At 48.0% G+C, this 22,170-nt stretch carries 8 protein-coding genes and 1 pseudogene; 8 read left to right on the top strand and 1 reads right to left on the bottom strand.

Annotation, left to right across the window (positions count from 1 at the left end; genetic code table 11):
- Nucleotides 1-45 precede the first annotated feature (45 nt).
- The 8 genes and pseudogenes from LACSTY_RS11845 to LACSTY_RS11815 all read left to right on the top strand — a co-directional run bounded on the left by LACSTY_RS11845 (nucleotide 46) and on the right by LACSTY_RS11815 (nucleotide 19,402).
- Complete coding sequence (locus LACSTY_RS11845) at nucleotides 46-1,563, top strand: glycosyltransferase (protein ID WP_087912803.1); 1,518 nt, start codon at nucleotides 46-48, stop codon at nucleotides 1,561-1,563.
- Nucleotides 1,564-1,576: 13 nt separating this feature from the next.
- Nucleotides 1,577-3,133, top strand: coding sequence for a glycosyltransferase family 4 protein (locus tag LACSTY_RS11840; RefSeq protein WP_087912802.1), 1,557 nt, complete (start codon nucleotides 1,577-1,579; stop codon nucleotides 3,131-3,133).
- An 838-nt stretch (nucleotides 3,134-3,971) separates the two neighbouring features.
- Nucleotides 3,972-12,263: a Ser-Ala-175 repeat protein gene (locus LACSTY_RS11835; RefSeq protein ID WP_161492248.1), complete on the top strand. Its 8,292-nt coding sequence runs from the start codon at nucleotides 3,972-3,974 to the stop codon at nucleotides 12,261-12,263.
- A gap of 61 nt (nucleotides 12,264-12,324) precedes the next feature.
- Entirely contained in the window at nucleotides 12,325-14,736 is a 2,412-nt protein-coding gene (locus LACSTY_RS11830; RefSeq protein WP_087912800.1) for a KxYKxGKxW signal peptide domain-containing protein, read from the top strand.
- 9 nt (nucleotides 14,737-14,745) lie between these two features.
- Nucleotides 14,746-14,991, top strand: coding sequence for a bacterial Ig-like domain-containing protein (locus LACSTY_RS11825; protein ID WP_025012831.1), 246 nt, complete (start codon nucleotides 14,746-14,748; stop codon nucleotides 14,989-14,991).
- Between the two features lie 191 nt (nucleotides 14,992-15,182).
- Nucleotides 15,183-15,290, top strand: a pseudogene (locus tag LACSTY_RS14705) (KxYKxGKxW signal peptide domain-containing protein); the annotation flags it as partial.
- 36 nt (nucleotides 15,291-15,326) lie between these two features.
- Entirely contained in the window at nucleotides 15,327-17,873 is a 2,547-nt protein-coding gene (locus LACSTY_RS11820; RefSeq protein ID WP_162494846.1) for a CAP domain-containing protein, read from the top strand.
- A gap of 110 nt (nucleotides 17,874-17,983) precedes the next feature.
- Entirely contained in the window at nucleotides 17,984-19,402 is a 1,419-nt protein-coding gene (locus LACSTY_RS11815; protein WP_087912798.1) for a hypothetical protein, read from the top strand.
- A gap of 140 nt (nucleotides 19,403-19,542) precedes the next feature.
- Here the strand turns inward: LACSTY_RS11815 and LACSTY_RS11810 are convergent, their stop codons facing one another.
- The gene (locus LACSTY_RS11810) at nucleotides 19,543-21,789 is read right to left on the bottom strand and encodes a hypothetical protein (protein WP_087912797.1); all 2,247 of its coding nucleotides are present in this window, start codon (nucleotides 21,787-21,789) and stop codon (nucleotides 19,543-19,545) included.
- Nucleotides 21,790-22,170 lie beyond the last annotated feature (381 nt).

The following is a 22,170-nucleotide window of genomic DNA, read 5'->3' as shown; positions in this document are numbered from 1 at the left end:
CATATGTCGCTTTGTCTATATTATTGTGGGATGGTGAAGAACAAAATGATTTTTTTTCTAGATGAATATCTGTTACAGAAAAACTCGAGCGTTGAGCATGCAGCAATCAAACGTTTGGCGCTGTTCAAACGATTCAAACAACCGGCAGTCATTTTGACCCGTGACTTTGACCGTTTGAGCGTCCGCACCCTTAAAAAGATGAATATTGCGTCAACGGATGTGTTGAATATGTTTGATTACTTTCAGCATATTCCGAGTGATATGCCGGAAAAATCGGTATTGAATGATGAAATGAATTTGCCGACGCTTGACGAGGTGTCAGTTGATGCTAATCAAAGCCAGGTGACAGATGGTGATCGGCTTCGACGCCAAGTGGGTTACATACCAGAGACATATGGGCGCGTCTTTTACCAGAATTATTTGGATGATCAAGGCAATGAAGTTGAACGCGATTTATGGGATGCCCGAGGCTTTAGATCTGCTACACAGTATTTTGGCCGTGATGGTCTGCTGACGTTTGAACGATACTATGATTTGCATGGCAAGTCGGTTATTGAGATTTATTACCTAGGTAACAAGGCGGACAACATGCGGCCTTCGCGAGTCGTCTTGAAAGGCGAGAGCATTTTGAAGGATCGTGAGTTTGATGATCTGGATGGCTTATTTACGTATTTCTTAGATGAATTGGCGGATGCAGATCCGGGCGAGACAATCTTCATCAGTGATCGTCCGGGTGTCGGCGTATTACCACTGAAGAATATGCAGCAACCTGCCAAAAAGTTTATTTATATTCCAATTAATCACGTCATGAACAATGGCAATCCGCAAACAGATCCTTTAGATGGATTCCTGAAGCCTGCATTTGCTGATCCGACCAAGACCGATGGCTTCATCGTTCAGACACCAAGTCAAAGGGATGCCATTGCGAAACGGTTCCCAACTGCTAAAGTGACGGCTATTCCGGCGGTAACAGTCGATCCAAATGAGTTGCCGCACGACGCATCGAAAGCTACGACCAGCCCTGACAATAAGAAATTGATGTATGTTGGTCGCATAGCTGAAGAACGGCAGCTTGATCAGATGATCCGAGCATTGGATCTGGTTAACAATAAGGTTGCTGGCGTCGAACTGGATCTCTATGGTTATGGTGATCCTGACTATCAAAAGAAGCTTGAAAATTTGGCTAAGGATCTGAAAGTCGATAAGCAGGTTCATTTCAAAGATTACGTGACGGATTTGGATGAGCGTTATGGTCAATACACGATGTTGCTGAATACTGCTGCTACTGATGGGGGTCCCCTGTCTATGCTGGAAGCTCAGGCGCATGGTCTGCCGGTTATCAGTTATCGTTTTCACTACGGTCCCAGCGATGAGATTGCCAATAAAGAAGACGGTTATTTGGTTGCCAAAAATGATTTGGCGATCATGGCTAATCTCATTGTTGATTTATTGCAGCAGCCGGAGAAACGGGCGGAATTTGGCAAAAAAGCACTTGAAAATGTCAGCCAACGTTTAGATGAAGCCAAGGTTTACAAACAATGGCAGCAGGTTTTAGGTCTGTAATGGAGGTCAGGTCATGTATTATTTTTTAAATGAAAACATGCAGTTCGCTAAATCAGGCATTGAAGGTGCGGAAATTCAGCGACTAAACTTATTCAATCAGCATCAGGTGCCGGCAAAGATCGTCACCCGTGTTTTTGCTATGAATTTGCACGATGTGACTGCTGATGCCAAGATCAGTGATGATCACTTCGTTAATCTGTTTGATTATTTCTGTGGCACAACCAACGTTGAAAAGAAAGTGACAACGGTTGACGATGTTGTTCCTATCGGTGACAATATCACCCAGAAGTCGGAGAACAACAAGATTACTTATCTGAAGAACAACAAACTTTATCAAATTGCGTATTTACGTCAAGGTGCAGCTAATCCGCGTGAAATCAGTAATGTTCAGTATTTTGATGCAACGGGTCGCACCATCAAAATGAGCTGGTGGGATTCACGGGGCATCCTTTGCTTAAACCAATACTTTGATAACGCGGGGAATATTTTTCAGGAACATTATCTAGATTTAGATGGCAATGTTAAAATTGAAAAATTGCATTATCTCAATCGGGCAAATAAGGATAAGTTTTCCTATAAGCTAGACGATTTTGAGGGCGTAGATTATCTGTTTGACGGCATACATGATTTAACGCGGTTTTTCTACGACCAGCTGAACAAAGTCGACGGCGGATACAATGTGTTTATTAGCGATCGGACCACTGAAACAGGTTGGGGGCTGCGGCATATGGAGACGCCGGCATTTAAAGTGTTCCATCTGCATAACAATCACTTGGCTGATGACAAAGATATCATGCATGATCGGTTGAACAACTTCTATGCAAGTTCATTAAACAACTTGGACAGGTGGGATGGCATTATTGCGCCATCTGCGCAACAAACCAAAGATGTGGCAGCACGCTGGGGAACTAAACCGCCAATTTTTACGATTCGGGTTGCATTTGTTAGGGCTGCGGATGTTGAAGCCAATAAAGTACCTTTTACACAACGCGAAAATAATCTGATTGTGCACGTTGCACGCTTGGCCACAGAAAAACAACAAGACAGTTCTATCAAAGCATTCGCAAAGGTACTCAAGGTCATTCCTGATGCTAAGCTTGAGTTGTGGGGTTATTCTAATGGCGATATGGGGGACAAGATGCGCGCGTTGGTCAAGAAAATGCATCTGGAGGATAGCGTTCTCTTCAAAGGATATACCAGTAATATTGCCGAGGTTTATAACCGCGCACAAGTCGGACTGTTACCATCCAGAGCTGAAGGCTTTCCGTTAACGTTGATCGAAGCTCAGTCGCATGGGTTACCCATGATCGCAAACGATATTCATTATGGGCCGGCAGACATTCTCGAAGATGGTAAAAGCGGCATTCTGACTAAAAACGGCGATATTGATGGCTTGGCAGACGCCATCATTGATTTGCTTACGCATAAGGACAAGCTGGCAGCCTTCAGTGAGGAAGCTTATCAAAATGCGTTGCGCTTTACGGACGATAATACGTTTGAACAATGGCAGACGCTGTTCGACTACGCTGCGAAAAAGCGTGCGAAAGTGTTGGCAGCAGAAGCACTATAATTTCAAAATTTAGGAACCCTTAGAATTGAATTGTTAACGTATGGAAGAGATGGCGATGACCATCTCTTTTTTTACCTTAAAATTTGAGGCGAATGAGTAAGCAACTAGAATTCGAAAGCAGCTAGATTGAATGCATCAAGAATTCCAGATAGTCAAAAAGTTGGAAAAATAACATTCAGTTAAGATTCTGATATTTTAGATTTTGAAATATTAATAATTATAAAATAGTGGCGTTAATGGATTTTTTAAGAATCTTTGAGAGCTCAAAAAATCGTAAAAGGTTCATAAATGGCCAATAAAAGGCTGCTATTGTCAACTTTTGGCAATATTTTTTAAAGTAAATAACACGTTGTCAAAATACTAAAAAATCTTTTTATAACATTGGAGTTGTGATGGTATGAAAAATGTTATAACATGTGAATGTGTCAAAATAACAGGCATAATATCTGGGGGTGATCGTAATTACAGGCAAATGAATAGTGACTTGCCTGTCATCAAATTTTAAGCGAAACCACAAATGCAATCATCAAGCTGTCTGACGTATACCAGCTCTTGGGTGGGTTGCTGTGGGCTTGCTGATCGCCAAATGCTAGCAATATTGGTCATTCTAGAACGCCAATACCTGACTAGCCTTTTTCGGATTTTAAAACATCACGTAAGACTAATGGTGGTCGGCCGGCTTAAGTCGGTATTTCAGCAGCTTTTGTAAAAAATGGTAAATCGAACTTGAGACTCGATTTTGCCACTGGACCACAGATTTATGCGACATCGTTTTCACATTTTTAATCAAGAATGTGGTCAATGGTGTCCCAATTTTTTAATTAAGTGGGGCGAGCAAATGGAAAAGTTCAATAAAAAGCAGAGGCTCGTAAAGAAAAATACGAACTTCAAAATGTATAAGGCGGGGAAGCGTTGGGTATTTGCTTATAGTATCCTTGCGTTCTTAGCCGGCGGTGCTGGCGTCGCTATTTCTGAATCGGCGCCGGTTCATGCGGACTCGAATGTTGAGCAGTCCATTGCGGCAGCGGCGGCACTCAGCAATACTTCGACGCCAACATCATCTGTTGCACAACAATCAGCAGCTTCCAGCGCGCAGAGTCGTGCGCCGCAAAGTGCGGTTGCCCAACAGAGTCAGGCTAATGATGCTGCAATTCAGGCAAGCGTTCAGGTAGCTTCCCAGGCACAAGCGGCTGCACCAAGTTCAGCAGCTGCTACCAATGTGCAGACACAAAGTACGGCGTCACAGGTGCAAACAGCAACGACTCCGGCATCTGCGTCGGCTTCATCAGCAGCTGCAAGTTCAGCAACTGCAAACCCAGCAGCCGCAAGCTCGGTTACGCTGGCTTCGGGGTCTGTCGCGAGTGATAGCGGTGATTTTCCCAAATCGCTGACCATGGATCAAAATGGCGATAAGTCTGTTTTGATGACTGCCAACAACTTGACGATTCATGCGGGGGACGCAGCTTTCAAGAGCGCCTTTCCTGACAATGCGGTCGCGAGTGCTGCAACACAAGGCGAACAACTTGTAACCTTTGACTTAGGTAATGGGGTGACGCTCAGTGCAAGCTTAGCGGAAGGTGTCATTGACTATTCACAGACAACCGATGTCGGGGATGGCGCGTTTCATGGACCATTTGCGGCGATCACGCCTTTACCTAAGATCAGCACAGAGCTTGCCAAGCAAGTTGGTCGTCCAGAGACAGATGCCAATATTCCAGTATGGAACAGTGTTGAAGACTACAACAAGCCGGGTACGTATGCAGTTGTTTATACCGTTCAAGCTGCACAGGCAACCGGTGCGACAGAATTTGTCGGAGCCTTTACTGGGTATTTCTTTATTCGGGTTATCCCAGCTGCAGACACAACGAAACCAACGTCTGATGCTTCTACAGCAAGCACTTCAGCAAGCCAAGCAACGGTGACGGCAAATTCCGCCGCTGATATTGCAAGCACGGCAAGTACAGCTGCCAGTTCTGCGTACGCCTATACCTCTGGTGCTGCATCAAGACATCCAGATAACAAGGACCTAGCAGATCTCAATAGTGTTGCGTCTGCTGCTAACACTAAGACAGCAGGGCTTGCGTCAGCAGCAGCTAGTGACGCTGCAGGCGCTAAGGGACTGGCTACTTCGGTTGCGGATGCAAATAAGGCGGTTGAGAGTGCAGTTGCTCAAGTAGACGCGGCCAATAAAGCCGGCGACTATGATGCTGCTGGTTCGTATGCTAACGAAGCAGCAAAAGCAGCAAGTAACGCCTCGTCACTTGCTGCCAAAGCAAACGAACAAGCTGCAAAAGCTTTGCAAGAAGCTAATGATGCATCTGATGCCGCCAAGGTTGCAACCGATGCTATGAACAAAGCTAAGACAATTGCCGCAGCTGCAGATGCAAAAGATTTTGCAAGTAATGCTAAGAAATCTGCAGAAGCGGCATCGGATTCAGCAAGTCAAGCAAGCACTGACGCTAAAAAGTATCCTTCCGATACCTTGATTTCTAATGCGGCAAGTACCGCATCTTCTGCAGCGGCTAAAGCGTCTGATGCTGCAACTCAAGCGTCTGATGCAGCAAAGAATGGCAATGAATCTGCTGCTTCCAATGCAGCGAGTGACGCGGCGAGCGACGCAAAAATTGCTTCTGATGCAGCTGCCACGGCTCATAGCCAGGCAAATGCCAATGAGGCGCGAGGCTATGCTGACAATGCTAAAGCTTCTGCAAATCAAGCCTCGACATCTGCAAGTCAGGCAGATGATTTTGCCAAAAAGTATCCTTCTGATGCGAAGGTTTCCGCGGCTGCTGCCAAAGCAGACACCGCTGCCAAGGTAGCTTCTGATGCAGCTAAGGCTGCTGATGAAGCCGCTTCAAAGACCGATCCGCATACTGCATTCAGTCAGGCTGCTATTGCTTCCCAAGCGGCCGCAACTGCATCTGATGCAGCGGCTGAAGCGGCAAAAGCAGCGTCTGCAGCATCAGATGCGAACAGCAGTGCTGCCGTTACCGATGCCGGAAAATTTGCAGATGCAGCTAAGAAGTCTGCAGATGATGCTGCTACCTCCGCTAAGCAGGCAGGATCAACGAAAGATAAGTATCCAAGCGATCCACTGATTGTTCATGCTGCGGATACCGCAAGCAGTGCTGCAGCTAAAGCTTCCGATGCTGCTACAGCGGCCGCAACCGCCGCCAAGAACGGCAACGTTTCCGGAGCATCTGACGCGGCTAATCAGGCTGCTGGATTTGCAAAAGATGCTTCCGATGCTGCAAGCTTGGCTACAAGTGAAGCTAATGTGGTGCGAGCAAAAGAATTGGCTGGTCAGGCAAAGAATTCTGCTGACCAAGCCGCGGCCTCTGCGACTAAAGCAGAAGGTTATGCAAAACAATATCCTTCCGATGCTGCAATTTCTAAAGCCACAAGTACTGCGACCTCTGCCGCCGCTGTTGCATCCACTGCAGCAAGTGATGCAGCAAACGCCGCAAAGAGTGGTGATGTGCCAACCGCACTTGAGAAGGCTTATGAGGCTGCCAATGCTGCTCAGGTAGCTAGTGCAGCTGCCAGTGACGCTGCGAAGGCAGCTACTGCATACGGTGACGGTGGCAATGATAGTGGCGGCAGCACTTCTAATTCGCAGGCAGGTATCTATGCCGATGCTGCTCGAAAAGCTGCCAATGCCGCATCTGATTCTGCAAAACAGGCGGAAGCAAATCACAACAAGTACCCTTCTGATAGCACTGTCTCTACTGCAGCAAGCACAGCAAGTTCAGCGGCTGCCGACGCTGCAAAAGCAGCTGATGCTGCAAGTGATGCTGCCAAAACGGGGGATGTTGCAAAAGCAAGTAATGCCGCAAGTACAGCAGAAAGTGATGCGCGCATTGCTTCCGATGCTGCTAACACAGCGGCTAAAGCTGCAGAAGCTGCAAGTCAGGCTGCTTCTAAGGCTGCCAGTGATGCTGCCAAAGCAGCGGCAAATGATGCTGCCAAGGCCAGTGACGCAGCCAAGAATGCTTCAAACGATGCCGCTAACAACAAGTCTGATGCCAATATCCAAAGTGATGCAGACAAAGCAAGCGCGGCAGCAAGCCAAGCAAGCACTGCAGCAGCCAAAGCAAGTGATGCCGCAAGCAAAGGCGATAGTTCTACGGCTTCAAAAGCGGCTGCGGACGCTTCGAACGCTGCCAAGACAGCAAACGACGCAGCCAGTGATGCTGCATCGCGTGCTGCAAGCAATGCTGCAAAGGCCGCAGCCGATGATGCCGCAAAGGCAAGCGACGCGGCAAAGAGTGCAGCCAGTGATGCTGCCAACAATAAGTCTGATGCCAATATCCAAAGTGATGCGGATACGGCAAGCACAGCAGCTAGTGCCGCAAATTCAGCAGCTGCAAAGGCAAGTGATGCCGCAAGCAAGGGTGACAGTGCAACTGCCTCAAAAGCGGCCGCGGATGCTTCAAACGCCGCCAAGACGGCACGTGACGCAGCCAGTGACGCTGCATCACGCGCAGCAGCCAATGCGGCGAAGGCAGCGGCAGATGATGCTGCCAAAGCCAGCGACGCAGCTAAGAAGGCTGCGAGTGACGCTGCAGGCAACAAGTCTGATGCCAATATCCAAAGTGATGCAGACAAAGCAAGCGCGGCAGCAAGCCAAGCAAGCACTGCAGCAGCCAAAGCAAGTGATGCCGCAAGCAAGGGCGATAGTTCTACGGCTTCAAAAGCGGCTGCAGACGCTTCGAATGCTGCCAAGACAGCAAGCGACGCAGCTAGCGATGCTGCATCACGCGCGGCAAACAATGCAGCAAAAGCAGCGGCAGATGATGCAGCCAAAGCTAGCGATGCAGCTAAGAAAGCTGCGAGTGACGCTGCGAACAACCCGTCTGATGCCAATATCCAAAGTGACGCGGACAAAGCAAATGCAGCAGCAAGCCAGGCAAGTACAGCAGCAGCCAAGGCAAGTGACGCTGCAAGCAAAGGTGACAGTTCCACGGCTGGCAAAGCAGCCAATGACGCTTTAAACGCTGCAAAGACAGCGAATGAAGCCGCAAGTGATGCTGCATCACGCGCAGCGAACAATGCAGCAAAAGCAGCGGCAGATGATGCAGCCAAAGCTAGCGATGCGGCCAAGAAGGCTGCGAGTGACGCTGCGAACAACCCGTCTGATGCCAATATCCAAAGTGACGCGGACAAGGCAAATGCCGCGGCAAGCCAGGCAAGTACAGCAGCTGCCAAGGCGAGTGACGCTGCAAGCAAAGGCGTTAGTTCTACGGCTTCAAAAGCGGCCACGGATGCTTCGAATGCTGCCAAGGCAGCGACTGACGCGGCTAGTGATGCTGCATCACGTGCAGCAAGCAATGCCGCTAAAGCTGCAGCCGATGACGCAGCCAAAGCGAGTGATGCTGCTGCCAGTGCCGCTTCAAATGCTTTTGATAATCCGTCAGATGCCAATATCCAAAACGATGCAAATAACGCAAGCGCTGCAGCAAGCACAGCAAGTTCAGCAGCTGCCAAAGCGAGTGATGCCGCTCGTAATGGCGATAGTTCGACAGCTGCTAAAGCGGCCACGGACGCTTCAAACGCAGCTAATGCTGCAGTGAAGGCTGCGAGTGACGCTGCATCGCGTGCGGCAAACAATGCCGCATCCGATGCTCACAAATCGGCTGACGCAGCCTCTGATTCAGCGAGTCAGGCAAGCGACTTTGCAAATAATTATCCTGACAATGCTGCTGTTTCAAATGCTGCCAAGAAAGCGGCTGATGCCGCAGCCGATGCTGCAAAAGCAGCTAAAGATGCTGACAGTGCTGCCAAGAACCATGATGCAGCTAGTGCTTCTGAAGCGGCCAAACGCGCAGCAAATGCTGCCGCGAAAGCAGCAAATGCTGCAAACGACGCAGCAAAAGCAGCACAACGAGCTTCTGAAGCAGCTTCTCAGGCAGCTACAGAATATGCTGATGATGCGCATAGTTCAGCAAACGATGCCGCAGCCGCTGCAAGCCAGGCAAGCGATTACGCCAACAAGTATCCTGATGATGCGGCTGTTTCAACTGCTTACAAGAAAGCTTCTGATGCTGCGACCGATGCCGCCAAAGCTGCTCAAGCAGCTGACAAGGCAGCTAAGAGTGGTAATGTTTCAGACGCATCTGATGCAGCAAGTCGTGCAGCGGACGATGCGTTGAAAGCATCCAATGCCGCAAACGACGCGGCCAAGGCTGGCGCAAAAGCCTCTGAAGCAGCATTGAATGCTGCAAAAGGTTACGCGGATAATGCACACAGTTCAGCGAATGATGCTTCCGACTCAGCAACTCAGGCTAATGATTATGCAAGCAAGTATCCTGACGATTCTGCTGTTTCAAATGCTGCCAAGAAAGCATCTGACGCTGCAGCTGATGCGGCCAAGGCTGCTCAAGCCGCTGACACAGCTGCCAAGAGTGGCAATGTGGCGGAAGCATCCGATGCAGCAAGTCGTGCCGCGGCTGATGCTGTGAAGGCATCTAATGCTGCAAGCGATGCAGCCAAGGCAGCCGCCAAAGCTTCTGAAGCAGCATTGAACGCGGCAAAAGGTTACGCGGATAATGCACACAGTTCAGCGAATAATGCTTCCGACTCGGCAAACCAAGCTAATGATTATGCAAGCGAGTATCCTGACGATTCTGCTGTTTCAAATGCTGCCAAGAAAGCATCTGACGCTGCAGCTGATGCGGCCAAGGCTGCTCAAGCCGCTGACACAGCTGCCAAGAGTGGCAATGTGGCGGAAGCATCCGATGCAGCAAGTCGTGCCGCGGATGATGCTTTGAAGGCTTCTAATGCGGCAAATGATGCAGCCAAGGCAGCCGCCAAAGCTTCTGAAGCAGCATCGAACGCAGCAAAAGGTTATGCAACCGATGCTCATAGTTCTGCAGATAAAGCAGCAGATTCAGCAAAACAGGCTGCCAACTACGCGAATGAGTATCCTCAAGATTCGGATGTTTCAACCGCGTATAAGAAAGCTTCAGACGCAGCGACCGATGCCGCCAAAGCTGCTCAAGATGCTGACGTGGCTGCTAAGAGTGGCAACGTTGCTGATGCGTCGAACGCGGCAAGTCGTGCAGCAGATGATGCTGTAAGGGCTTCCAATGCAGCAAATGATGCGGCCAAGGCAGCAGCCAAGGCCTCTCAAGCTGCATTGAACGCGGCTAAGGATTACGCAGCTAACGCCCACAGTTTTGCAAATCAGGCATCTGATTCAGCAAATCAGACAAGTGATTACGCTAATAAGTACCCTGATAATGCAGTTATTGCTGATGCGCTCAAGCAGGCGTCCGCTGCCGCCGCTGATGCTGCCAAAGCGGCACAAGATGCTGATACAGCTGCCAAGACTGGCGATGTATCAGCTGCCTCAAACGCAGCAAGTCGTGCTGAAGCCGATGCTGTGAAAGCAGCCAATGCGGCAAAGGATGCCGCGAAGGCCGCTTCGTCAGCCGGCGATACTGGCACAAGCACAGCCGCAAATGGTTATGCCGATGCTGCAAATAAGTCTGCTAAAGATGCAGCTGATTCTGCTAAGCAAACTGGTTCATATGCAAATGAATATCCAAATGACAAGACGATTGCGGACGCAAACAAGACTGCTTCCGATGCTGCCAGTCATGCGGCTGATGCTGCCAAAACTGCTGAACAAGCAGCTAAAGCAGGCGATGCAAGCAAGGCTAGTGATGCAGCGAATGTAGCAGCTAGTGATGCCAAGACGGCAAGTGATGCGGCACGGACAGCTGCTCAGGAGGCAGCTAACAATGCTGCCAAAGCTGCCGCCAACGATGCCGCGAAAGCAAGCGATGCCGCGAAGAATGCTGCAAATGATGCGAAGAACAACCCTTCTGATGCGGCCATCAATAGTGACGCCGCTAAAGCGAGTGATGCCGCCTCAAACGCAGCAGATGCTGCCGCTAAAGCGAGTGATGCAGCATCTAAGGGTGACGCATCTGCAGCTTCTCAAGCAGCAAGTGACGCAGCTCAGGCAGCAAGTACAGCAACCGACGCGGCGAATGACGCCGCCTCTAAAGCTGCTAGCAATGCTGCTGCGGCGCAAGATTATGCTGGCGCAGCAGCCAAGGCTGCAGAAACTGCTAAACAGTCCGCGGCCTTGGCCTCTGATGCAGCAGCATCCACTGCCGCTATTGCAAAGAATGATCCGAATAATAAGCAAATCGCATACTTGAATACTGATGCATCGACAGCTAGTTCAAATGCTGCATCTTATGCAACAGATGCCGCGACCAATGCAAATTCAGCCAAAATTGCTCAGTCCTTAGCTGGCGTCTTTAAAGAAGCTGGCAAGGCTGATGAAGCTGCTAAGTACACAGCAGCTGCTAAGCGGTACGCCGATGCTGCGATTGCTGATGCTAACAATGCTGCAAATGCGGCAAGTCGTGCTGAAGCTGATCGCGATCTTGCTAAGGATCTGGCTACTCAAGCTAACAATGGTGCACTTCCTGATACTAATGGCAATGGTAGTGGTACGAATAGCGGTGGCAATAATGCCAATGGTAACGGGAATGGTACAAATGGTTCCGGTAGTAATAGCAATGGTTCTACTAGTGGCAACGGTTCGAACGGTAGTGGTAACAACGGTCAAGGAACTGATACTAATGGTACGGGCACAGGCGCTGATGCTAATCACAACGGTGGCAATGGTTCTACTAGTGGCAACGGTTCGAACGGTAATGGTAACAACGGCCAAGGGACTGGTACTAACGGTACAGGTACCGGCGCTGATGCTAATCACAACGGTAGCAATGGCACTAATAATGGCAACGGTTCGAACAGTAATGGTAACAATAGCCAAGGGACTGGTACGAATGGTTCAGGTGCTAATACGACCAACAATGGTGGTAATGGAACCAATGGTACTGGGACTGGCCTGAACGGCAATGGCACGAATGGCAACGGTTCAACGATCGGTGCCAGTGGTGTGGGTACATTGCCAGCAACTGGCGGTACGAGTGGATCAACCACGAACAAAGGAAATCAGTTTAGCAAGGGTTCTACTAGTGGCGACCATTCATTACCACAAACAGGCGAAGACGAAACTGCAGGTGCTATTGCATTAGCCGGTGTTGGCTTGATGGCTGCATTATCTCTTTACGGTGCAACACGTCACCGTCGTCATGAAGCGTAATGTAGTCTGAATTTGCTTGAATGAACTAAGAGCAAACAATGAAAAAGTGGGGCCGAATCATATGAAGAAAAATTTACAAAGACAAAGGGGGAACGAAAAAGCGCAGATTAAAAATACGCATTTTCGTTCTTGGAAAAAAGGCAAGAAGTGGTTATTCGCTTCTTCGCTGGTGGTTTCAATTATCGGCGCGGGTGCCTTAGAATCAGGGAAAACAGTTAAGGCCGACGTCACAACCGACACGATTCAAGTGGCACAGCAAGTCGACCAGGCTGCAGCAAGTGCTAAAGCTGCTTCATCGGCGGCTGTCCAAAGTGAGGCTTCAGCGGAGACAACTAAAAACGTTGAGCAGCCTTCTGCGCCATCAGTGGCAACAGAGACAGTCAAAGCAGTGGAAAGTTCTGCAGCAGCGCCAGTCGCAACTTCGACACAGGCGCCGAGTGCAGCAGCTTCACAAGCTACTGTTGCAACGGCTGCAACACCTGCACCTGCAAACAGTGGCGCAGCAACCACGACCAATGCGGCATCCTCCGCTGCTGCGGTTGCCGCTACAAAGGCAGGAATGGACTTTGCAGCATCAATTGATGCCACAACAGCAAGTTCCAGTGCACCAACATCGCAACAATTTGCTGATCTCTTATCATCAGCGGCATCTTACGCGAAAACACCGGCTGGCAGTGCTGCTTTTGCCCAGCTTGGCGATAAACTCAAGAGCGCGGCAAGTCTTTTGAGTGAAGCTGGCTCGTTGGCGAATGATCCTGCTGTTTTGGCTTTTAAGAAACAACTTTCAGATGCAGCTGCTGATCCTGCCAAGCAACGGGCATTGATTGCTGAATTTAACACAACGTCGCAAGGCAAGGCGTTAAATTCGTTAGCAGCCGTCAAAGCATCGTTGGAATCATTGGCAAATAAGCCTGAAGCAAAAGCAATGCTGAACTCATTGTCATCGAGTATTTCGGCGGCATCTGCTAATGCTACAAAAAAAGCAGCCGCTAATTCTGCCGCGGTAGCTGAGTTCATGAAAACCGACGCAGGTCAGAAACTCCTCGATGAAGCTAAATTAGCAGCCGATTCAGGTGCTGCCCAAAGCTCTGCGGCTGTGACAGCTTATCTACAGACCGCTGATGGCAAAGCATTATTGGAAACCTTGAAGTCGTATGCGGACATTCCTGAATTTGCTGCATTTAGCAAGGCTATGACGGCGGCAGAAAAGGCTTCCGATGCGACAGCGATTCAATCCTTAGCTGCATCGTTCTTTGCAACAGATATTGGTAAGGCTTTTGCTGATGATTTGCAGAAATACGAAGCCAAGGATTCTTACAAGGCGATGACCAAGCAAATTAATGACGCACAAGATGCTGTTGCCAATGAGCTGAAATCATCTATCTCGAAGGCAAGCATGTCAACCTCGCTCGCCGGATTTGATTTAGGCAGCATTACAAGTGGCATTACCGGAACGATCTGGAACGTGGTTTCATGGTTGGCAACGAATATTAACCCAGTGCGACTTGTTCCGGATCTGACGGGACTTGGTGAAATCGGTAAGTTTATTGAATCGTTGGTTGGTGGTGCAATTGGTAGTACGTTCTATGGCACAATCGCAACGGCTGTAGGGGGCTTTGGTGCTTATCTGGTTGCGGGGATTCCCGGGACCATTCTGAACTCAATCCTTGGATTAATTCCGATCGTTGGGATGGTTGCCAATCCAAGTACGGCCGGTGACCTTGGTTGGGCTCCTGGTATCACGGGCTGGCTAACCGGGTTGATTGGTGCTCCACTTGGTGCTTATTATGGGGCCACCTCAGGGCCAGGATTAGCTGATAAAGATGGCAATCTTGATACTGTTGTCAGCGGGACAGCCTTAGGATCTGCCATCGGTGCACTTGTCGGTGAAACTTTAGGCGACTGGATTATCTCATTCCCTATCGGCACGCTTGTTGACGGGATTGCAGGTTTCATCGGTGGTGTTATCGGTGTTATCGGCCTTGGGATTATTGTTGATCCAATCATGTTCTTTGTAGTTGGTTGGGTCACTGCCTTGACGGATACGATTGCAACGCTGGTTGGGACACCAATCGGATCGGTTATAGGCGGTGCCATTGGTGGTGGAATCGGTGCGGTCGCAAGCCTACTTGGTTTGAATCTTCATTTGCCAAACCTTCAGTTGTTGATCAAGGATGTCGGCTCATTGCCAGGAATCTCTGATTTGATCAACACGGTCCAAAGTCTTGCTTCTAAGGCTGGCAAGTTGAAGACGAAGGACATTAAGTTGTTCCGTGGTGCACGCTTTAATCCTTTTGATGCGATTGTCAGCGCTCAGGATGGTAATGGTAAGGATATTTCAAAATCTAACATCAAGGTTGAAGGAAATATCTATACTAATTTGCCAGGTAAGTTTTATGTTAAGTACTCCTTCGTTAATGAAATGAACGATAACGAGGTTGTTACCGGTTACGCGACAGTCACGGTCGCCTAGGTGATATTTATGCAAGAAGAATTGAAACTAAAACCAATCTCGCTGCCAGTTGGATTGCGGTTTGATCCAAGCGATGTCGTTGTAAACGCTACGTATTCAGATGGTGCCAACGTGCCATCAGCTAAGCTTGAATACGAAGGTCAGGTTTGGCCTACTAATCCAGGTTTCTATCCTGTTAAAGTTGCATTTTATGACGAGGTATCTGGTAAGAGAGTTGAAGAAAAGACAATTGTCACAGTCCACGAAGTTGAGTAAGAAAGTTTTTATGTGAACAGTCACATCAGTTCACTGAAGGCGGGAAAGAAGTTAATCCGAGCTTTTGGGTTGACTTCTTTTTTTAAGTTTCAGTGCAAAAGATCATGAATCGAACAAGGAGACTGTTTTTGCGGTTATGAGCGAACTGCTTAAACGTTGACGCTGACAATTATGGAGAAGGAGATTAGATAATGGGGAATCATAGCGGGCAAAGGTGGCTTAATCAACAAACCAAGATCACCCGGTTTAGAAGATGGAAATCTGGGAAAAAGTGGTTGTATGCTTCAAGTGTGATTGTAACTTTTGCAAGCGGGGCGTTTTTGGCGGATGCAGTCATGACAAATCACGTCAATGCAGATACACAATCAGATATAGAAACAGCTATTAAAGTGACGGATCAGGTTCAGAAAACGGCTACTCAAGCTGATAATTTACAGAACTCTGAAGTGACAAGGGACAAGAATGCTGGTTTTCAAGTAACTCGCGAGCAAAATAATCAACCAACTGTTGACAACCAAGAAAAAACAACAGTATCGCCGCAGCAAGAGACACAACAAGTTTCGACAACAAAAGAGGCATCACAGGCAAGTGCACCTGTCTCGCAGCAAAAGAATGAAACGGTTGCAACAACGACAGAAGAGCCGGTTGTTCACTTAGCTTCCACAACTTCCGAAAACGATCCAAGTCGCAGTGCACAAAACGTTTCGCAGCCTGCCGCCACCGCCGAATTAACTAAAAACGATAAATATACTGAAGAAGGGTCTTCGTTGAGCGCTGAACTTCAAAGTATCGCTGAAAGTGAAACTAAGACTAGTTCTAGCTTCACTGAAGGTTCCACATCAATCACTTCTAACGCAACCAGCGATGAAGTAGAAAAAAATCAAGAAGCTAGGGTTCGTCAAGCCATCAATGCCAGTCTTCACATCGACCAGTACGTATCCAGTATCAATCAGGGTCAGGATGAAGCAAAGTTAGAAGAAGTCACATCATCATCAGTTGCTGATCACGCGTCAGCAATCATACTGGGCGCAACGAGTACGTCAGCGGCGCAACCGTGGCTTACGGCTCCGGACCTGAGTCAACTGGTTAAGCAAATTAGTGACGTCTACAATTTGACACTTGGAGATGCGGTTAAGTGGGCCATCAAAAATGGCGTTAACGGTGCTCTAGATGGGCTTTCCGCAATCGTTTCCGGGTTGCGGTCCGTAGCAGGATCGCTGCCAATTGTTAATGTGATTTTGCCACTTGCCAGTGGTGCAATCAAAGCTGCTCAAGATGCAGTTACTGTTGCTAATTCACTTGGCATTGACCCAACCGGTTTGGTTTCCGGCGCGCTAAACCTTGGCATTAACACGATTGGTAAAGCGATTCAAGGTGTGATCTCACCAGTATTAAAAGCCATTCCATTTATTGGTCAGAATCTGGCAAACTCCATTAACCCACTTTTAGATACTGCGACGAATCTAGGACCAGCTTCGATCGTCAAGGCGGTGGCGGGGGTTGTTGGACTTTCAGGTGTTTTGACCGGCGTTTCAAACATCACGGCCACAGTTGCACCAACAATCATTAACGCACTGCAAGGCGTTTTGAATATCAGTGTGTCAGTGGTCAATGGGATTGCTTCGTTTGCCGGATCGGCAATGACGATGTTTAAAGATGTTCTTGGCGGCATCATGGCACCGATTCAATGGGTGATTAACCAAGTGAAAACAACGATCCAAGGATTGTTTCCGGGTTCATCCAGTACCGGTGCAGCGACAAATAACAATAATGGCAAGGACCATCAAAATGGTGACTCAAAGACGCCTGCCCCTAAAACCCCTGACGCCACCGATAGTGACAGTACAGACACATCGAAGAGCACCACGCTAACACCATACATTAATCTTTTCGATATGAGCATTCCCTTGGGCACGCGTTGGAATCCAACTAAAATGTTAATAGCTGCTGTCAATTCCACCGGGAAAGCGGTTAGCTTGTCAGACATCAGAATTGATGGTACGGTTCCGGTAACATTACCAGGAATTTATTTTCAACGTTTCGAATTTACCGATCCCGACGGCACTATCGTTACCAAAATGGGAAAAGTCAGAGTGGGAGGTAAAGAATCGTACACCATCCCTTCTGACAGTGCCACACTTGCTAGTATAAAGAATGCTATCCAATCCTTACCGCACTCTGACAGCAACCCTGCCTCCAGATTCACTTCCACCACTAACTATCCGAGCAAAGAAGCAGTTTATCTTGCCGTTAATCCGGACTTTAAGCCGGACGCCAAAGAAATCGCCGGTGAATTTCTACAATATGTGAATCAGTTGCGCACGTCAAATGGCCAGAAACCGCTGAGTTATTCAGCCAGTGAAGAGGCTTTTGCCACTAAGCGGGTTCAAGAGATTATGACGAACTTTAGTCACGATGGTTCTCACGGATCGACTGAAGATATTGGTGCCAGCAAGGGGATTATCGAGGGCATGCACTCTAATCAGGAAATTGCCTATTATCTGGTCATGGATTGGTATGATGAATCGGATAATCCGGAGCCAATTGGCGATGGGCATTATGGACATCGGGCAAATTTGCTGTATGGCGGTCCGACGATGGGGTTGGCATTTACCCAATCACCGAGCGAAAAAAATCAGTACAGCTATTATTACGCTTTTGAAGCCCCAACCTACAGTGATAAAAGTCTGTATGATAAAGCTTTGGCAATGGCCAATGCGAAAACTAATCCCCAGACGGTGCCGCTTCCAGACATAACTTTTGTTTATGTTGACTCGCCGAAATTTGCAAGCCTTCAAGCACAATTGAAGCAGTTGCAAGCTGAACAAAAAGCGATCGCACCGAATGCTGACCCTGCGATTAAAACCGTGGCGGTCGCGTAATTTGGCTATTTGCTGCAAAAAATTAACGTTGCGAGATAATCTCACACGTCATTGCTTTAAAAGTTACTGACAATGAAACGTGTGAACCGATTTTAGAAAGGAAGATGAAGATGGGCCTATTTGCTAAGAAAAAAACGTCAGATCAGGATGATCTTCTCGGTGCGTTGGAGAAGCAATTGCGTAGGGCTGGGGATGACGGTCTCGCAGGCCTTGCGGAGTTGTTGCCTCGAACGGACGCCAACGGTTTACAGACAGGGATCGCAGGGACAGCGACAGCCAGTGAATTAGAGCCATCCGGTAACGCGGAACAAGCTCAGGCGGATGACGTTCCTGAAAAGTCTGAAGTAGTGAAAAGCAAAAACTGGACGATGAACATTTCCAAAGGTGCGCAACTGAGCTTTGCTAACGACCAGTTAACACTTTATGTTGATTCTGAACAATCTGCGAGCAGTCAATCGGCTTCAGCGGCTGATGCTAATGATACTGCGGATTTGAAAGTAACTGCTACTGAAAAAGAGAGAAAAGAAGGCGAGGCGTCAACTCCGGCAGCAGGCATGGCCTTTAAACCGGACAATGTGATTGACATTGATCATTTCAATCATAAAAGTCTCTCTGAAGCTGATGCGCAAGCTTCCGATGCTGCGGCCATTGCATCAGCAGGTGATACTCGTACCGAGATAGCCGCAACCGCCTCATCGGATCCGGCAAAAACAACACAACAACTTCAGGATGGGGAGAATGGCTCGACGCCGGAAATGAATGTAGCCAAGTCAGCTTCACAAGCCGCAGTTGAAAAAGTTATTGAAGTCTCATCAGAAAAGAATGAAGAATTGAGTTCAACAGCAAACTCAACCCATTCACAGGCTCCAACTGAGGGTAACGCTGGCGCATCTGTACCTAACCAACAGATGACACAAGTTTCGGAGAATCAGCCGAGTGTTGAGCACGTCACTACTGAAAAGCCAAAGGTATCTGACCAAACTTCCGACTCAACTGAAGTGCATAGTGCCACAGGTCGCAGCTCAGAGACAGAGACCGCTGTGATGGTCGCCATCAAAGCACTTCAACAACAAAGCCAAATGAACCAAGAACAAATAGCGGCTCTATCCACAAAACTTACGCAACACTTGGATGCTTCCGCTGAATTCGAGCGCACACATAGCAAGACGGTCAATAAACTCAGTGAGATTTTAATCAACCTGATTGTGACTAAGAACGAGCTGGAAAACACCAAAAAGGATTTAAATGATACTAATGAAGCGCTTGGCAAGATTCGCGAGCAGGTCAGACAAACCCATGAAGAGGTGCTTGATCGCCAAAAAGTTCAAAGCGAAAGCCAACAAGCGTTTGTGACTGAATTGCAGGCCAAACTCCAAGAGGCACAAAAGTCGATCAAGGCATTAACCGACAAGTATGCAGAAAGTCAAGAGCAAACAAAGATATTGCAAGATAAGGTCAACAATCTGCGTTTTGAAAATTTGCAGTTACAACATCAGATTGAGGACAGTAAAATGATTCAAGCTGAATAAACGATCTTTTCGGTCAGTACCAGAAGAGACAACAATAAGAACCCAGCGCGGCAAGCTCATCCAAGTGAGCGCCAGCGCTGGGTTCTTATTACGACCGGCTTGCAGCCGAGTCCTTTTTCTATGGAATTTTTGGTTAATGATCAATCAGCGGGCATCGAAAGTTGAACCGGTAATGGTGCCTGATTGAGAACATTAACATAAAGTGGCAGCTTGGCCTTTTTGGCTAAGGCACTTTGTGTCGTGACGTTGTTGGTGATAAAGGCCTGTTGCTTGTGATCGGCCATCCAGCGAGTAAAGTCGTCCGTGTCAACAACGGCTTCATCGACAAATGGCACTAACTTGACGCCGGATTTGGCGGTCAAATCACGGTAGGCTTTGGACTTGAAGTTGCCGATCATAGCGCCTTCCTGCGGGAATGACTTTTGTAGCCACCAAACGTTGAGAGCCGTAAGGGAGTCGAAAGAGTTGATTTGCAGACCGGCCTCGTTGAAGACACTAATGTCGCTTAACTTCTGACCTTCATAAGTTGCTGAAACGACGAGCAAACCGTCACGACGGTAGAACTCTTTGCGTGTGATCCCGTTGGCAACGTCATAGAATGTGTTGGCCGATAGCACACCATTCTTACGGAAGAAACTTTCTTTCGTGAGTTTGTCACCTTGGCGATAGGCAATCTTCGCAATGAGCTTGGTCGGCTTCTTTTGGGCGTCGAGTTGATAGGTGACAAGCATGTTGGTTTGACCATCCGGCATGGTGATGGTTTCGGCCGTGTGGTTTTCATTCCATTGGCGATTTTTGATATTAGCAGGTAACGTTGCGGCATTCTCGGCGCCCTCGCCAGCATTTTGCAATTGATAAAGGCAGTTGATGATTTGGATTTCATCCGGATTGAAGTTGTTAGCCGTTGACCAGGCATCGATGGTCGGAACCAAATCGATGTTGAAATAGGTCGTGAAAATACCGACCTGTTTCTTTGGCATTGATTGTAACATGTCACTTAATGGGGCCAGCGCTTCAAAATCATGTGCAGAGAACGAATCAATATCCAGAATTAATGGTGCATAATCAGCTTCACCCAAAGCATGAACCGGCTCCGAGAAGTTCAACCATGCGGTGATGCCATCACTGAGCGTATGCAACTGGTCATGCAAACGTTTTGACTCGTCTGTTAAATCGGCCTGTTGATGCTCAAGTTTGTCTAATTGGGCTTTGTCGTCAGCCTGATCACTGGCCATTTTAGCCTTTAATGTATCAAGCTTGCGTTGCGCATTGGTGATGGCTTGGCCATTGGCATTTTGTTCGCTATTGATTTTGGTGATTTCATCTTTAGCTTGGTTAATTTCATTGATAATATCTTCAAGCTGCTTCTTCAAGCTGAGCTGCGTTGCGGTTAGCTTTTTTTCACCGGCCTTAATGTCATCGATTTGCTTACGATGAGCATCGGCAAAGGCGAGGACTTTTTCCGGATCTTTGATGTCGGAAAAAGCGGCCATGATTGCCTCTTCATCCTGCTTGAATTTCTTACCCTGCTCAAGGGTCATTTGCGCTTGCTTTTCTAGAGATCGGCGTTGGCGGTTGAGATCGTCAAGGATGCCTTGCTTGGACTTGAGTTGGCTCGCAATTTTATTGGCTTGGTTTTGCAAATCGCTAATTGTATTTTGCGCAGGAACTAACTCACTACCATCATTTTGGGCCATGCGTTTTTGCATGACTTTGATGTCGCGTTGTGTTTGGGCCAACGTCAACTTGTTTTGGGTTAGGGCTGCCTGCAAATCGGCACGTTTAGCAAACATATTCGTTTGAAGCGTTCGCCGTGCCTCATTGTATGTAGAAATTGCTTGTTTCAAGGTGTTCTTGGCATTGTCAATTTTAGCCGAACTGGCGGTGATGTTTGTTGCTTCGGTTTTTGGAGCCGAACTTGGTACCTCTCCTGATTTGCGCTCGCTCTGTGTTGGTTTTGCCATCGCCGGTTTGCTAGCCTCTGGTGACTTAGCTGACATCGTTGACTTTGCAGAAGTTGCCACACTGGTGCGTGAAGCGGCTGACGATGATTGCGAGCCTGTGTGCATGTTAGAGGTTGATGTTGAGGCAGATTGCGTTAGTGACGAAGATGTCGACTTGGCAGTAGTCGTCGTTGTGGTAGACGCAGTCGCAGAACGCAAATTGGCAACCGGACGATCCGTCACTGCGGTTTTCGTCCCGGTTTCCGGAAGCACACGCGGTTTGGAGGCAGCTTCTGGTTTGGACTTAACAGATGATGCAGACGAAAACAGACCAGTATAGCTATCTCCTGTCGCCGCGCTCGAGTTTTGTTCGCTTTCCTGTTGGAGCTTGTTTGGCTGATTGCGCAAAAACTGGATCCGCCCTTTTTTCCCAAAGATACTCATTTTTAAACCACCCCATAAATTAAGTTTTCTATTTCTACTAAACAATTGAAGCATTATTTCTCACCTGCTAATTGTCTTGTTCTTTGTGCCAGTCCGGCATCGTTTTCGCCCAGATTGCTGATTCCAGTTGACACATTACCTAATCTCAATCGTATTATAAGGCATAATTGCATGACCGATGCACGTATTATTAAACTTGTTGTCTTTAATCTCCAGAGGTTCTGGCGAAACATTAGCATCAAGCAACAACATTGTCTGACTAACCGACGTGATGACGATCAGCCAAATAAAACCGTTCATTTAAGTACAATTAAATAATGAGAAACAGGCAAAATCCCATGTGCTTATTTTACAGCAAAGAGCCAATTTAAAAAAGAATTT

Origin of the sequence: Lacticaseibacillus styriensis, from assembly GCF_030770295.1 — a bacterium.
Taxonomy (GTDB): Bacteria; Bacillota; Bacilli; order Lactobacillales; family Lactobacillaceae; genus Lacticaseibacillus; species Lacticaseibacillus casei.
The sequence above is the reverse complement of the archived record's forward strand: the minus strand, read 5'-3'. Positions and strand labels throughout refer to the sequence as shown.